14 protein-coding genes and 2 tRNA genes are annotated in these 12949 nt (G+C 64.4%); 12 read left to right on the plus strand and 4 right to left on the minus strand.

The features are described 5' to 3' along the window. Positions 1-130: 130 nt before the first annotated feature. The 7 genes from DMX10_RS07145 (at position 131) to DMX10_RS07175 (ending at position 3372) form a co-directional block, all read left to right on the plus strand. Positions 131-206 (plus strand) — tRNA-Val (locus DMX10_RS07145). Between the two features lie 15 nt (positions 207-221). Continuing rightward, positions 222-298 (plus strand) — tRNA-Asp (locus DMX10_RS07150). 242 nt (positions 299-540) lie between these two features. Next, entirely contained in the window at positions 541-1251 is a 711-nt protein-coding gene (locus tag DMX10_RS07155; protein ID WP_111260447.1) for an FKBP-type peptidyl-prolyl cis-trans isomerase, read from the plus strand. Positions 1252-1647: 396 nt separating this feature from the next. Continuing rightward, complete coding sequence (locus DMX10_RS07160) at positions 1648-2091, plus strand: YkvA family protein (RefSeq protein WP_111260448.1); 444 nt, start codon at positions 1648-1650, stop codon at positions 2089-2091. 134 nt (positions 2092-2225) lie between these two features. After that, complete coding sequence (locus DMX10_RS07165) at positions 2226-2540, plus strand: helix-turn-helix transcriptional regulator (protein WP_111260449.1); 315 nt, start codon at positions 2226-2228, stop codon at positions 2538-2540. Further along, the gene (locus DMX10_RS07170; RefSeq protein ID WP_111260450.1) at positions 2537-2902 is read left to right on the plus strand and encodes a hypothetical protein; all 366 of its coding nucleotides are present in this window, start codon (positions 2537-2539) and stop codon (positions 2900-2902) included. The genes DMX10_RS07165 and DMX10_RS07170 overlap by 4 nt, the downstream gene beginning before the upstream one ends. Further along, complete coding sequence (locus tag DMX10_RS07175; RefSeq protein ID WP_111260451.1) at positions 2902-3372, plus strand: sel1 repeat family protein; 471 nt, start codon at positions 2902-2904, stop codon at positions 3370-3372. The genes DMX10_RS07170 and DMX10_RS07175 overlap by 1 nt, the downstream gene beginning before the upstream one ends. Before the next feature lie 24 nt (positions 3373-3396). On the opposite strand, the gene DMX10_RS07180 is transcribed toward DMX10_RS07175, so the two are convergent. Both DMX10_RS07180 and DMX10_RS07185 read right to left on the minus strand, forming a co-directional pair. Next, a complete protein-coding gene (locus tag DMX10_RS07180; protein ID WP_111260452.1) occupies positions 3397-5142 on the minus strand; it encodes a bifunctional diguanylate cyclase/phosphodiesterase in 1746 nt (581 codons plus the stop codon). A 92-nt stretch (positions 5143-5234) separates the two neighbouring features. Continuing rightward, positions 5235-7319 carry a carboxy terminal-processing peptidase gene (locus DMX10_RS07185; RefSeq protein ID WP_111260453.1) on the minus strand — a complete coding sequence of 695 codons (2085 nt, stop codon included), beginning with the start codon at positions 7317-7319 and terminating at the stop codon, positions 5235-5237. A gap of 128 nt (positions 7320-7447) precedes the next feature. On the opposite strand from DMX10_RS07185, the gene DMX10_RS07190 reads away from it, so the two are divergent. From DMX10_RS07190 to ahpF, 3 genes are all read left to right on the plus strand, one after another. After that, positions 7448-8410 (plus strand): NAD(P)H-quinone oxidoreductase, encoded by a 963-nt coding sequence (locus tag DMX10_RS07190; RefSeq protein WP_111260454.1) that lies wholly within the window; start codon positions 7448-7450, stop codon positions 8408-8410. A gap of 195 nt (positions 8411-8605) precedes the next feature. Next, positions 8606-9169, plus strand: a complete 564-nt coding sequence (ahpC, locus tag DMX10_RS07195) for an alkyl hydroperoxide reductase subunit C (RefSeq protein WP_111260455.1) — start codon at positions 8606-8608, stop codon at positions 9167-9169. A gap of 138 nt (positions 9170-9307) precedes the next feature. Continuing rightward, a complete protein-coding gene (gene ahpF, locus DMX10_RS07200) occupies positions 9308-10864 on the plus strand; it encodes an alkyl hydroperoxide reductase subunit F (RefSeq protein ID WP_111260456.1) in 1557 nt (518 codons plus the stop codon). A gap of 103 nt (positions 10865-10967) precedes the next feature. Here ahpF and DMX10_RS07205 read toward each other — a convergent pair whose 3' ends face one another. After that, positions 10968-11519, minus strand: a complete 552-nt coding sequence (locus DMX10_RS07205) for an RNA 2'-phosphotransferase (protein ID WP_021221307.1) — start codon at positions 11517-11519, stop codon at positions 10968-10970. A 200-nt stretch (positions 11520-11719) separates the two neighbouring features. Here DMX10_RS07205 and DMX10_RS07210 point away from each other — a divergent pair, with 200 nt between their 5' ends. Further along, positions 11720-11902 carry a hypothetical protein gene (locus DMX10_RS07210; protein ID WP_021221306.1) on the plus strand — a complete coding sequence of 61 codons (183 nt, stop codon included), beginning with the start codon at positions 11720-11722 and terminating at the stop codon, positions 11900-11902. A 3-nt stretch (positions 11903-11905) separates the two neighbouring features. Here DMX10_RS07210 and DMX10_RS07215 read toward each other — a convergent pair whose 3' ends face one another. Next, complete coding sequence (locus tag DMX10_RS07215) at positions 11906-12298, minus strand: VOC family protein (RefSeq protein ID WP_111260457.1); 393 nt, start codon at positions 12296-12298, stop codon at positions 11906-11908. A 122-nt stretch (positions 12299-12420) separates the two neighbouring features. On the opposite strand from DMX10_RS07215, the gene DMX10_RS07220 reads away from it, so the two are divergent. Next, positions 12421-12906, plus strand: a complete 486-nt coding sequence (locus DMX10_RS07220) for a GNAT family N-acetyltransferase (RefSeq protein ID WP_111260458.1) — start codon at positions 12421-12423, stop codon at positions 12904-12906. The last annotated feature ends 43 nt before the right edge of the window (positions 12907-12949 follow it).

A 12949-nucleotide genomic window follows, 5' to 3' on the forward strand; every position in this document is an offset into this window, starting at 1 on the left:
CATTATTCTCCCCCGGAGCACTCAGGCCAACCCTGCGCTAAGCCTTTGGAACGGCTAGCAAATTTTTTTTCAAAAGGGGCTTGCCAGGGTAGGGATACCTCTCTAGAATGCGCCCCACTTCGAGAGTGAAGGGTGATTAGCTCAGCCGGGAGAGCATCTGCCTTACAAGCAGAGGGTCGGCGGTTCGATCCCGTCATCACCCACCAATCTCGCAGTAACGCGCAGCGGTAGTTCAGTCGGTTAGAATACCGGCCTGTCACGCCGGGGGTCGCGGGTTCGAGTCCCGTCCGCTGCGCCATATACGGAAAGCCCTCAGGTAGCGATGCCTGAGGGCTTTTTCTTTGCCCGCGAAAAAGTCCCGTCCCCGACCCTTGCCCCGTTGCGCAAACATGCAGGTATTTCATGCGTTTTCCTGCCGGGCAGCGCTGAACTAATTGCCTGCCGATTGATCCTATATGCCCATAGCCACTGGTCGCGGGGGCCTGCTAAGCTCGCGGCTTCATAGAACAAGCCTTCACGGCGGACAGACAAGGAATCAGCATGAAACAACATCGTTTGGCGGCGGCTGTGGCTCTGGTGGGCCTGGTGCTCGCTGGCTGCGATTCGCAGACCAGCGTCGAGCTCAAGACCCCGGCACAGAAAGCCTCCTACGGCATCGGCCTGAACATGGGCAAGAGCCTGGCTCAGGAAGGCATGGATGACCTGGATTCCAAAGCTGTCGCCCAGGGCATCGAAGATGCCATCGGCAAGAAAGAACAACGCCTGAAGGACGATGAGCTGGTCGAAGCCTTCGCCTTCCTGCAGAAGCGTGCCGAAGAGCGCATGGTCAAGATCAACGAGGAATCCGCCAAGGCGGGCAAGAAGTTCCTCGAAGAGAACGGCAAGCGTGAAGGCGTGACCACCACCGCTTCCGGCCTGCAGTACGAAGTCGTGAAGAAGGCCGATGGCGCTCAGCCCAAGGCGACCGATGTGGTGACCGTCCACTATGAAGGCAAGCTGACCGACGGCACCGTCTTCGACAGCTCCATCCAGCGTGGCAGCCCGATCGATCTGCCGGTCAACGGCGTGATCCCGGGTTGGGTCGAAGGCCTGCAACTGATGCATGTCGGCGAGAAGTACAAGCTCTACATCCCGAGCGAACTGGCCTATGGCGAGCAGAGCCCGAGCCCGGCGATCCCGGCGAACTCGGTCCTGGTGTTCGACCTGGAGCTGATCGGCATCAAGGACCCGGCCGCCGCCCCGCAGCAGTAAGCCGAACGTCCCCTGAAGCGCCCCGCCTCGTGCGGGGCGTTTTCATTTCTGCGGCGACATGGGATACCTGCTGTTGTACCCAGGTCGCAGAGCGAACCAGGGCCTGACTCATGGGTCTGAACGAGGGTGGTGGGCTTGGGCGGTGTTACGGTTATGCACATGACCGGGCAGCCACGGGCCTTGTCACTGCGGTGCGCTGTCGCAGGCTCTGGCTGATTTTCAACCAGTTGATTTCGTTGATTTTTTTGGCCTGGCCAAAAAATCGCCGATCTGTAGCAAAGCCAGGCATGACGGGCTTTCGCAGGTTTCGGCAATAATCTGTCAACAAGGTTATCCACAGCTTCTGTGGGTAACCCCTGATAGCCCCGTTCCCATGCGGTTCAACGAGGAGCGACCATGAAAGCCCCCTGGAATCTGGAGCGTTACCTGCCCATTGCGCGTCGTTTCCTGGCGCGCGGGCGGCTGCCTGCACTGTTGCTCGCGGTGACCCGAAAAAGCGCGAGGCAGAGCGGTCGCCTGGGCGCGGTGAAGGAAGACCTGCAGGTGTTACTGGCACTGTGCGTGGCGCGCCTGCGTGGCCAGTACCGCGACATCAGCCCCAAGGCGTTTCTCTCGATCGTCGCCGGGCTGGTGTATTTCCTCACGCCTGTGGACGCCATCCCCGACTGGGTGCTGGGTGTCGGCCTGATCGATGACCTGGGCGTGCTCGCCTGGGTGCTGAAGACCTGGAGCGCCGAGCTGGATGCCTTCCGCTCCTGGCGCGATGCACAGACGCCTGATGTGACGGCGTCTCTCGATCGCATACCTGCTCGTGAAGAGGCCTTGGAAGACCTGCTCTGAGGTCGAAAAGCGCGCACGATCACGGTTTCGCTGCGTGCTCACTGATGGCCCCCGGAGGCCGATTCGCCCTGTTAATATGGCGATCTGCAAGGAAAGTGCTGAAGCTGTCGGCACTGCTGTCCACGGGAGTTGCAATGAACGTGCAAGTGATCATGCGTGACGGTGAAGCAGAGTACGCGGTGTTGCCCTGGGCTGATTACCAGGCTCTGCTACAGGCTGCCGGACAAGCCACCCAGGCGCCCACCGGCGCCGTCTCCGCCCCTTCGTTCTCGCAGTTGCAGGCACTGCGTGAGGAGCTGGGGCAAAGCCTTGAACAAGTCGCCCGAGCGGTCGGCATCAGCCCCGTCTACCTGGGCCTGATCGAGAGCGGCGAGCGCGAGCCGGATGCCGCGATAAAGCGCTCGCTGGCACGCGTCCTCGGTGTCGCCGGCTGGGAGGCGGAATCTTGAGCGTTCGCATCAGCCGCCAGCACTGGCAGGCCCTGTTGGGTGAGCTGGAAGATGCTCGCCGGCAGCGTCATCTGCTGACCTACCGCGCCCTGGTGGAGCGCCTCCAACTGCCTACCCCCGCCATGCAGACCCTTACCGCCGCCCTGGAGCACCTCGCCGCACTGGACGCCCGTGCCGAGCGTCCGCTACGCAGCTCCTTGGTGATCAGCCAGGGGGCCAGCCGTCTGCCGCGTACCGGCTTCTTCGAATGCGTGGTGCGCCTGGGTCGCTTCTCCGGGCCGCCGGACGGCATCGCTGCGGCGTCCTGGCATGCGGCCGAAGTGGTGCGGGTATTCGAGTTCACCTACCCCGAGGAAACCTGATGCTGCACTGGAAGATGCGCGCTCGCATCGGCTATCTCGTTGCGCGCTGGCTGCTGCGTTGGCCTGCCTTGGTCAAGCAGCCGCGGGCGTGGAACTGGATGCAGGGTCAGTACGCGCGCATGGCCAATCTGGGGGATGTCGCCGCGCAGAGCTTCTACGGTCATCTCCTGTTGCACCGTGGGCAGGGCTTCGGGGCGCGGGAGGAGGGCATCCGCATGCTGCGCCTGGCGGCCCGCGCCGGTGATGGCAAGTCTTCCTACCAGCTCGGGGTGCTGGCGTTGGCAGGGGACACCCGCAACCCGCCCGATGCCGCCGAAGCGGCTTCGTGGTGGGCGCTCGCCGAGTCGGCTGGGCATCCCCTGGCCGCCAAGCGCCTGGCTGATCTCTACCGCGAGGGTGGGCCGGGCCTGACGCCCGACCCGGCTGCTGCCGAGCGCATGGCCGCCAGCGCCGCGCGCCTGGGCTTCTGATCCCGGCTTGCCCCGCGCACCGTTTCAGGCCGCATCGATGATGTGCAGGCTGTAGCCGGGCACCGCCTTGGCGTGGCGCTTGGCTTCCGAGGCGAGCGCCGCGAGCTGGCTGGCGTCCAGCTGGCTGCAGGCCTCGGCGCGCAGGTTGACCACACCGATCGACAATGACAGCAGCGGGAACTCCTCGCGCTCGCCATGGCGGTTGTGCGCGATGAAGCAGCCGGCCTGCAAGTGGTCGGTGCGGTAGAAACGCCGGCACTGCCCCTGGAAATCCTCCAGCAGGTGGTTGAGCTTGGCGCGCCAGTCTTCCGAGCCCAGTACCAGCATGAAGTCGTCGCCGCCGATATGGCCGACGAAGTCCCGTGCCGGGTCGACGCGCTCGTTCAGGCATTGCGCCAGGCACAGCAGCACTTCATCGCCCTTGGCGTAGCCGTAGAGGTCGTTGAAGGGCTTGAAGCTGTCGATGTCCACGTAGCAGATCATCGCCGCACGGCCCTGCTGGAGCAGTCGCGCCAGGCATTGCTGGATGGGTACGTTGCCCGGCAGCAGGGTCAGCGGGTTGGCATGACGGGCCTGCTGGATCTTCATTTCGGTGATCAGCTTGAGTACGTCGATCACCCTTCCAAGCCCCTGGTAACGGCCTTCGGAGACGATGATGAAGTCCTCTTCGATGCGCTGGCGTGCGCGGCTGGTGAGCAGGCGGCTGACCTGTTGCAGCGATTGGCACAGCTCGACGGCGAGGAAGTCGTCGCTCATCAGTCGGCTGATCGGCTTGCGGGCGAACAGGTCGGTGGCGAAGGGCTTGAGCAAGGCATCGGAAAGCAGGTGGCGGTGGACGATGCCCACCGGCTGCTGCTGGGTGTCGAGCACGGCCAGGGAGTTGAGGTTGGCCTGGGCACGGAAGGCTTCCAGGACTTCGGCGATCGGGGTGTTCTGGTCCACTGCCGCCTGCTCGTTGAGCAGGGCCTGCAGGTCGGCGCCTTCCTCGGCGAGCGTGCCGCTGCTTTCCAGCTGCGGCAACAGCGGGCGGGCGTCGCGGGGAGGTTGTTCCTGGGGGCGGCAGAGCAGGTAGCCCTGCACCAGGTCCAGGCCCATCTCGGCGAGCACGGCCAGTTCTTCCGGCAGCTCGATGCCCTCGGCGATCACCTGGGCGCGGGAGGCCTTGGCCATCTTCAGGATGGAACCGACGAATTCGCGCTTCACCGCGTCCTGGTGGATGCCGTCGATGAAGTGGCGGTCGATCTTCACGTAGTCGGGACGCAGCTCCGACCACAGGCGCAGGCTGGAATAGCCGGCGCCGAGGTCGTCCAGGGCGATGGAGAAACCCATGGCGCGGTAGTGGTGCAGGGCGGTGTCGAGCAGGCCGAAGTCTTCGGTCGGGGCGTGCTCGGTCAGCTCGATCACCACCTGGCTCGGCGGGATGCCGAAGGCCTGCAGCAATTGCAGCGTGCGCCCCGGCTGGTGGGCGGGGTCGAGCAGGGATTCAGGGGACACGTTGAGGAACAGCTTGCCGTCGAGCTTGAGCTCGTGGAAGCGCGTACAGGCACGCTTGCGGCAGGCCATCTCGAGTTCGCTGAGGCGACCCGCGTGGCGCGCGACGGCGAACAGGGTGACGGGTGAGTGCAGGGGGCTGTTGGAGGGGCCCCGGGTGAGGGCCTCGTAGCCGAGGATGCGGCGTTCGGAAAGCGAAATGATCGGCTGGAAAAGGCTGTTCAGGTCGCCGTGAGCGAGGATATGGCCCAGTGCGCTCAACTGCTCGGTGACTGTCATGTTGGCTCTCGTGAATGCGGCTCAAAAGCAAGGGGCCGCATAAGCGGCCCCTGCATTTCACGACGATTTCGTGACGTTCTGATGACGTTCGGTCAGTGCTTGGCCACTGCCGAGTTCAGACCCAGGTAGTCGAGCAGGATCTGCCCGGTCTCGGTCAGGTAGGCGTCGTCTTCCGGCTTGGTCTTGTCATCGTCCAGCGGCAGCGCGTCTTCGTCTTCCTTCTTCAGCTCCTTCAGCGGCTCCTCGCCCTTGCCCTTGCGACGGCTGTTTTCCATCGCCAGCTGCTTGGACTCGATGTCCGCCTGCTGGGCACGGCGCTTGGCCTCGTTGAGGGTGATGGTGGTTTCCTTCATCAGCTTCTGGGCCAGGGCCAGGCGCTCGCGGCTGTAGACGAAGTCGGGATTGTGCGCGGTGCGCGAATCGTGACGGGCCTTGAGCTCGGCGAGGAAGGGCTTGAAGGGATCGACCTCGGGCTTGATCGCCGGGCGGATGCTGTCCCAGGGCATGGCCTCGGGCAGCGCGCTTTCGCCGATTTCCTTGGTGTCGACCACCGAGGGGTACTCGATGTCGGGGATCACGCCCTGGTGCTGGGTGCTCTGGCCGGAGACGCGGTAGAACTTGGCCAGGGTCAGCTTCAGCTCGCCATGATTGAGCGGCTGGATGGTCTGCACGGTGCCCTTGCCGAAGGTCTGCCCACCGATGATCAGTGCACGGTGATAGTCCTGCATCGCGCCGGCGAAGATCTCCGAGGCCGAGGCGGACAAGCGGTTGACCAGCACAGCCATCGGGCCCTTGTAGAAGATGCCGGTGTTCTCGTCGGCCAGCACGTCGACGCGGCCGTCGCTGTTGCGGACCAGCACGGTCGGGCCCTGGTCGATGAACAGGCCGGTCAGCTCGGTGGCTTCCTGCAGGGAGCCGCCGCCGTTGTTGCGCAGGTCGATCACCACGCCGTCAACCTTCTCCTTCTGCAGTTCGCCGAGGAGTTTCTTCACATCGCGCGTGGTGCTCTTGTACTCGGGGTCGCCGGCACGGAACGCCTTGAAGTCCAGGTAGAAGGCCGGCACTTCGATCACGCCGAGTTTGAAGGCATGGCCGTCATGCTCGAGGTTCAGCACGGATTTCTTCGCGGCCTGCTCTTCGAGCTTCACCGCTTCGCGGGTGATGGAGACGATCTTGCTGCTCTGGTCGTTGGGGGCGTTGTTCGCGGGGACCACTTCCAGGCGCACGACCGAGCCTTTCGGGCCGCGGATCAGTTTCACGACTTCATCCAGGCGCCAGCCGATCACGTCGACCATCTCACCGTTGCCCTGGGCGACGCCGACGATCTTGTCGGCCGGAGCGATCTGCTTGCTCTTCTCGGCGGGGCCGGCGGGGACCAGGCGCACCACCTTCACATGCTCGTTGTCGCTCTGCAGCACCGCACCGATGCCTTCCAGCGACAGGCTCATGTTGATGTCGAAGTTCTCCGCGTTGTCCGGGGAGAGGTACTGGGTGTGCGGGTCGTAGGTCTGCGCGAAGGCGTTGATGTAGGCCTGGAACACGTCCTCGCCACGGGTCTGCTCGAGGCGCGAGAGCTGGTTCTTGTAGCGCTTGACCAGCAGCTCCTGGATCGCCTTCGGCTCCTTGTTGGCGATCTTCAGGCGCAGGACTTCGTCCTTCACGCGCTTGCGCCAGAGGTCATCGAGGGCGGCTCGGTCCTTGGCCCAGGTGGCTTTCTCGCGATCGGTCTCGAGGCTCTCGTCGACGCTGAAGTCGATCTTGTCCACGCCCTTGTCGAGCATGGCCAGGGCGAAGTCCAGGCGCTCCTTGAGGCGGTCCAGATGACGCTTGTAGATGGTGAAGCCCGGGTCCAGGTCGCCGCTCTTGAGGAAGTCGTCGAATTGCGTCTTCCACTGGTTGAATTCGGCGATGTCGCCGGCGGTGAAATACATCTTCGCCGGGTCGAGAAGCTTGAGGTAGCCCTCGTAGATCTTCACCGAGCGCTCATCGTTGAGCGGCGGCTTGTTGTAATGATGGCGCTTGAGCAGCTCCACCACGTTGAGGCTGGCTATCACCTGCTCACGGTCGGGCTGGATCGAGTCCCAGCTATCGCTTGCCGAGGTGGTGGACGCATGCAGCGGCAGGACGCTGATGCTGAATACAAACGCAAGGGCGGAGCAGATCAGTGAACGCTTCATGCTGAGTCGACGTCGGGGGAGGTGATAACGCATATTAGGCCGTATTTGAGGGCGCCGGGTTCCATCGGCGCAAAGCAAAAGCCCGGCGGTCAGCCGCCGGGCGAGTCCTGGGTCACTATGGAGGCAGCGTGAAAGCATTGCAAGGCGTTGAAGGGCGCGTGGAATGGGCTGAACGCCCGGTTCCTGACTGTGATGTGGGGCAGGTCCGCATTCGTGTGGCGGCAGCGGGTCTGAACCGCGCCGATCTGTTGCAGGCGGCGGGGCATTACCCTCCGCCGCCGGGTGCCAGCGACATCATCGGCCTCGAATGCTCCGGGGTGATCACCGAGGTGGGCGCGGGTGCGGCATGGCAGGTCGGTGACCGTGTCTGTGCGCTGCTGGCCGGCGGCGGCATGGCCGAGGAAGTGGTGGTGGATGCCGGCCACGTACTGCCGGTTCCCGAGGGCCTCAGCCTGGCCGAAGGGGCCGCGCTGCCCGAGGTCTACGCCACCGCCTGGCTCAACCTGTTCCAGCTGGCGGGCCTCAAGCCCGGCGAGAAGGTACTGCTGCACGCCGGTGCGAGTGGTGTCGGTTCCGCCGCCATCCAGCTGTGCAAGGCGTTCGGCAGCCCCGCCTGGGTCAGCGTCGGTTCCGCCGAGCGCCTGGCCTATTGTGAAAGCCTTGGTGCCCAGGGTGGCGCGTTGCGTGGCGAAGCACTGGAGAGCCTGCGCGACTTCGCCCCCTTCGACGTCATCCTCGATCCTGTCGGTGGCAACTATGCGGCGCTGAACCTGGAGCTGCTGGCCCGCGACGGTCGCTGGGTCAACATCGGCCTCATGGGCGGGCGCAAGGCCGAGCTGGACATGGCGCTGGTGCTGGGCAAGCGCATCCAGCTGATCGGCTCCACGCTGCGCAACCGCGACGACGCCTTCAAGGCCGACCTGCTGCGCGACCTGGGGCAGCACGCCTGGCCCCTGTTCGCCGAGGGCCGCCTTAAGCCCCAACTGGAGCGCAGCTTCGCCGCCAAGGATGTGGAAGCGGCCTTCGCGGCGCTCGGCAGCAACCAGGTTTCCGGTAAAGTAGTCGTCCTGCTCGACGAGTCCCTGGCCTGAACCAGGCTCACCTCGCTCCGGTAGCCGCGCGCAAGGCCGCGTGGCTACTGGGCTGTAGCGGCTTTCCAGGATCGATTTAGGAAAGCAATGATGGCGATGCCCTCAATCAATAAGCTCTTTACGGGCTGACCGCCTAGTATTCGTCGGGTAAATTCTTGACCCGAACTTCCAACCCCATAGATAGAGGACCACTCGATGTCTCTGATCAACACCGCAGTTCAACCTTTCAAGGTCAACGCTTTCCACAACGGCAAGTTCATCGAAGTCACCGAAGAATCCCTCAAGGGCAAGTGGTCGGTACTGATCTTCATGCCGGCAGCCTTCACCTTCAACTGCCCCACCGAGATCGAAGACGCCGCCAACAACTACGCCGAGTTCCAGAAGGCCGGTACCGAGGTCTACATCGTGACCACCGATACCCACTTCTCCCACAAGGTATGGCACGAGACTTCCCCGGCCGTCGGCAAGGCCCAGTTCCCGCTGATCGGTGACCCGACCCACCAACTGACCAACGCCTTCGGCGTGCACATCCCGGAAGAAGGCCTGGCCCTGCGCGGCACCTTCGTGATCAACCCGGAAGGCATCATCAAGACCGTTGAAATCCACTCCAACGAGATCGCTCGTGACGTCGGCGAGACCCTGCGCAAGCTGAAAGCTGCCCAGTACACCGCCGCCCACCCGGGCGAAGTCTGCCCGGCCAAGTGGAAGGAAGGCGAGAAGACCCTCGCTCCGTCCCTGGACCTGGTTGGCAAGATCTAAGCAGTACCCGCAGTACCTCCCCCCGGTGGTCGGCCCCAGGCCGGCCACCCTGCAAAAGCCCGAATCCGAGCGAGCAGGGCGGGCGCGCATGCGCTCGCCGCGGGGTCCCCTTTGCCCGAAACAAGCAGGAGCCGAATCATGTTGGACGCCAATCTTAAAACCCAGTTGAAGGCCTATCTGGAAAAGGTCACCCAGCCGTTCGAGATCGTCGCGTCCCTCGATGACAGCGACAAATCGAAGGAGCTGCGCGACCTGCTTCACGACATCGTCGGCCTGACCGACAAGATCACCCTGCGCGAAGACGGTGGAGATGCCCGCACGCCTTCCTTCTCGCTGCAACGTCCCGGCGCGGACATCAGCCTGCGTTTCGCCGGCATCCCCATGGGCCACGAATTCACCTCCCTGGTACTGGCGCTGCTGCAGGTCGGCGGCCACCCCTCCAAGCTCGAAGCCGACGTGATCGAGCAGGTCAAGGGCATCCAGGGCGAGTTCAACTTCGAAACCTATTTCTCGCTGTCCTGCCAGAACTGCCCGGACGTGGTCCAGGCGCTGAACCTCATGGCCGTGCTCAACCCCAACATCCGCCACGTCGCCATCGACGGCGCGCTGTTCCAGGATGAGGTCGAGCAACGCCAGATCATGTCGGTGCCGAGCATCTACCTGAACGGCGAACTGTTCAGCCAGGGCCGCATGGGCGTGGAGGAAATCCTCGCCAAGATCGACACCGGCGCCTCCGCCCGTGACGCCGAGAAGCTCAATGCCAAGGACGCCTTCGACGTCCTGGTGATCGGCGGTGGACCGGCCGGTGCATCGGCTGCCATCTATGCCGCCCGCAAGGGCATCCGCACCGGCGTCGCGGCCGAGCGTTTCGGCGGCCAGGTGCTGGACACCATGGCCATCGAGAACTTCATCTCCGTGCAGGAGACCGAAGGCCCGAAACTGGCCCGCGCGCTGGAAGAGCACGTCAAGCAGTACGACGTCGACATCATGAACCTGCAGCGTGCCAGCCAGCTGATCCCGGCCAAGGCCGAAGGCGGCCTGCACGAAGTGAAGTTCGAGAGCGGTGCCAGCCTCAAGGCCAAGACCGTGATCCTCTCCACCGGTGCCCGCTGGCGCGAAATGAACGTGCCCGGCGAGCAGGAATACCGTGGCCGTGGTGTGGCCTACTGCCCGCACTGCGACGGCCCGCTGTTCAAGGGCAAGCGCGTGGCGGTGATCGGTGGCGGCAACTCCGGTGTGGAAGCGGCCATCGACCTGGCCGGCATCGTCGCCCATGTGACGCTGATCGAATTCGACAGCCAACTGCGTGCCGACGCCGTGCTGCAGAAGAAACTGCGCAGCCTCTCCAACGTCGACATCGTCACCAGTGCACTGACCAGCGAAGTGAAGGGCGATGGCCAGAAGGTCACCGGCCTGACCTACAAGGACCGCAACTCCGACGAGTTCAAGGCCCTGGAACTGGAAGGCATCTTCGTGCAGATCGGCCTGCTACCCAACAGCGATTGGCTCAAAGGCACCGTCGAGCTGAGCCAGCGTGGCGAGATCATCGTCGACGCTCGGGGCGAGACCTCGCTGCCCGGCGTGTTCGCCGCCGGTGACGTGACCACCGTGCCCTACAAGCAGATCGTCATCGCCGTGGGCGAAGGTGCCAAGGCCTCCCTGAGCGCCTTCGACCACCTGATCCGCACGAACTGATCCACCTCGCTCCAAAAGGAAAGGCAGCCCTCGGGCTGCCTTTTTTCATGGTCGTTCTGACCTTGTAGCCCGGGCTTCATCCCGGGACGGTGGTGTCCGCCGTTCACCCCTCCCGCTTGAGGTAGTCCACCGGCACCCGCGCGGTCAGCCACACGCCGTTCTCCGCCTGGTGGAATTCGAAACCGTCCTCGTGCATGGCGCTGGCGGCGATTTCGAGGATCACCGGCTCGCCATAGCGCTCGCCTACCTGGGTGGCGGTTTCGCGGTCTTCGGAGAGGTGCACGTGGTGGCGTGAGCCGGCGATCAGGCCCTTCTGCAGGATGCTGTCGACAAAGCGGCTGGCGGTGCCGTGGAACAACCGCTGCGGCGGCACCACGGCCTCGTACTGGCGCTGTACCGAGGCGGTCGAATGGCCTTGTACCGCGCGGATGCGCCGCCCGTCCTCGGAAATGGCGAAGCGCTTCTTGTCGTTGTTCGCCACCACGCGGCGGATCGCCAGCTCATCGAGCTCCTTGCCCGTGCGTGCGGCACCGGTGATCAACGCCTCGATATCGGCCCAGCCTTCGCTGTCCAGCTGCAGGCCGATGGCCTCGGGCTTGTGCCTCAGTACAAAGCTGAGGAAGCGGCTTATCTCGACATCCGGTCCATTGCTCATGGTGAGCTCCTGCATCCTGCGTGATTGAGGGGCAGATTCTGCCACGACGGCACGACCGACCAAATACCTCGAACCTTCATCGGCCAGCTCCCTCACAACTCCTGACGACCACGAAACCACGAGGTGGAACATGCCCGTCAAACATGACCTGAGCCAGGGCACGGCCTCTCTGAAGTACGGCACCTGAGGGAGGACGCGCCATGATCGACAGCGACCCGAGCGTTACCGAGGACGGCGAGCTGCCCGAGATAACCCCCGACGAGGAAGCGGAGAACCAGGCCGAGGTGGAGCGCCTGCAGAAACCGCGCGACCCCGAGCCCGACCTGCGACCACGCCATCACCAGCCGGAGCTGCCCGGCGAGGGCGACAATACGGTGCCTTGAGCGTCACTCGGCCCGGTGGCAGCAGACGCACAGCTTGTTGCCATCCGGGTCGCGGAAATAGGCCCCGTAGTAGTCGGGGTGATAGTGCGGCCGCAGGCCTGGTGCTCCTTCGCACTGGCCGCCATTGGCCAGCGCCAGGGCATGGCAGCGGTCGACGCTGGCGCGGTCCGGCGCCAGTAGGGCGACCATCTGGCCATTGCCCACGGTTGCCGCCTCGCCATCGAACGGCGCGCCCAGCACCAGCAATGGGCGCGGTGCATCCGCCGGCATCCAGCCCGCCCAAGGGCGGGACGGGTCGCAGAATTTCTGCGGCAGTCCCAGTGCCTCCATCAGTGGCGTGTAGAAGGCCAGGGCACGGGGGAAATCGTTGGTACCGATGCAGACGTGGGACAGCATGAGCGACTCTCCTGGGCGGCTACGAACGCCGATTATGCTCGGCCCTCTTTCTTGCCGGCCAGCCGGCGCATAGCATGTCCGCCTTCGCGCCTCGGCGCCAACACCCCCTGAAAGGAACTCCCGTGAGCCTGCATATCCGCGATGCCGTGCGCAGCGATGCCCGCCAGATTCTCGCCTTCATCACCGAACTGGCCATCTACGAGAAGGCCGAACACGAAGTCATCGCCACCGTTGCCGACATCGAGCAGAGCCTGTTCGAGGGCGACACCCCGGCCCGTGCGCTGATCTGCGAGCTGGACGGCACGCCCATCGGCTTCGCCGTGTATTTCTACAGCTACTCCACCTGGCTGGGCCGCAAGGGGATGTACCTGGAAGACCTCTACGTTTCCCCCCAGCAACGCGGCGTCGGCGCCGGCAAGGCGCTGTTGCGCCACCTTGCGCGCCTGGCCTGCGACAGCGGCTGTGGCCGCCTGGAATGGAGCGTGCTGGACTGGAACGAGCCCGCCATCCAGTTCTACCAATCCATCGGCGCCAGCCCCCAGGACGAGTGGGTGCGCTACCGCATGGCCGGTGACGAGCTCAAGGCCTTCGCCCACGGCGATAGCTGAGTCCTCGGCAAACCAGGCACGCGGGTTTCACCCGCCCTACGGC

The organism is Pseudomonas sp. 57B-090624, assembly GCF_003234055.1.
Taxonomy (GTDB): Bacteria; Pseudomonadota; Gammaproteobacteria; order Pseudomonadales; family Pseudomonadaceae; genus Metapseudomonas; species Metapseudomonas tohonis.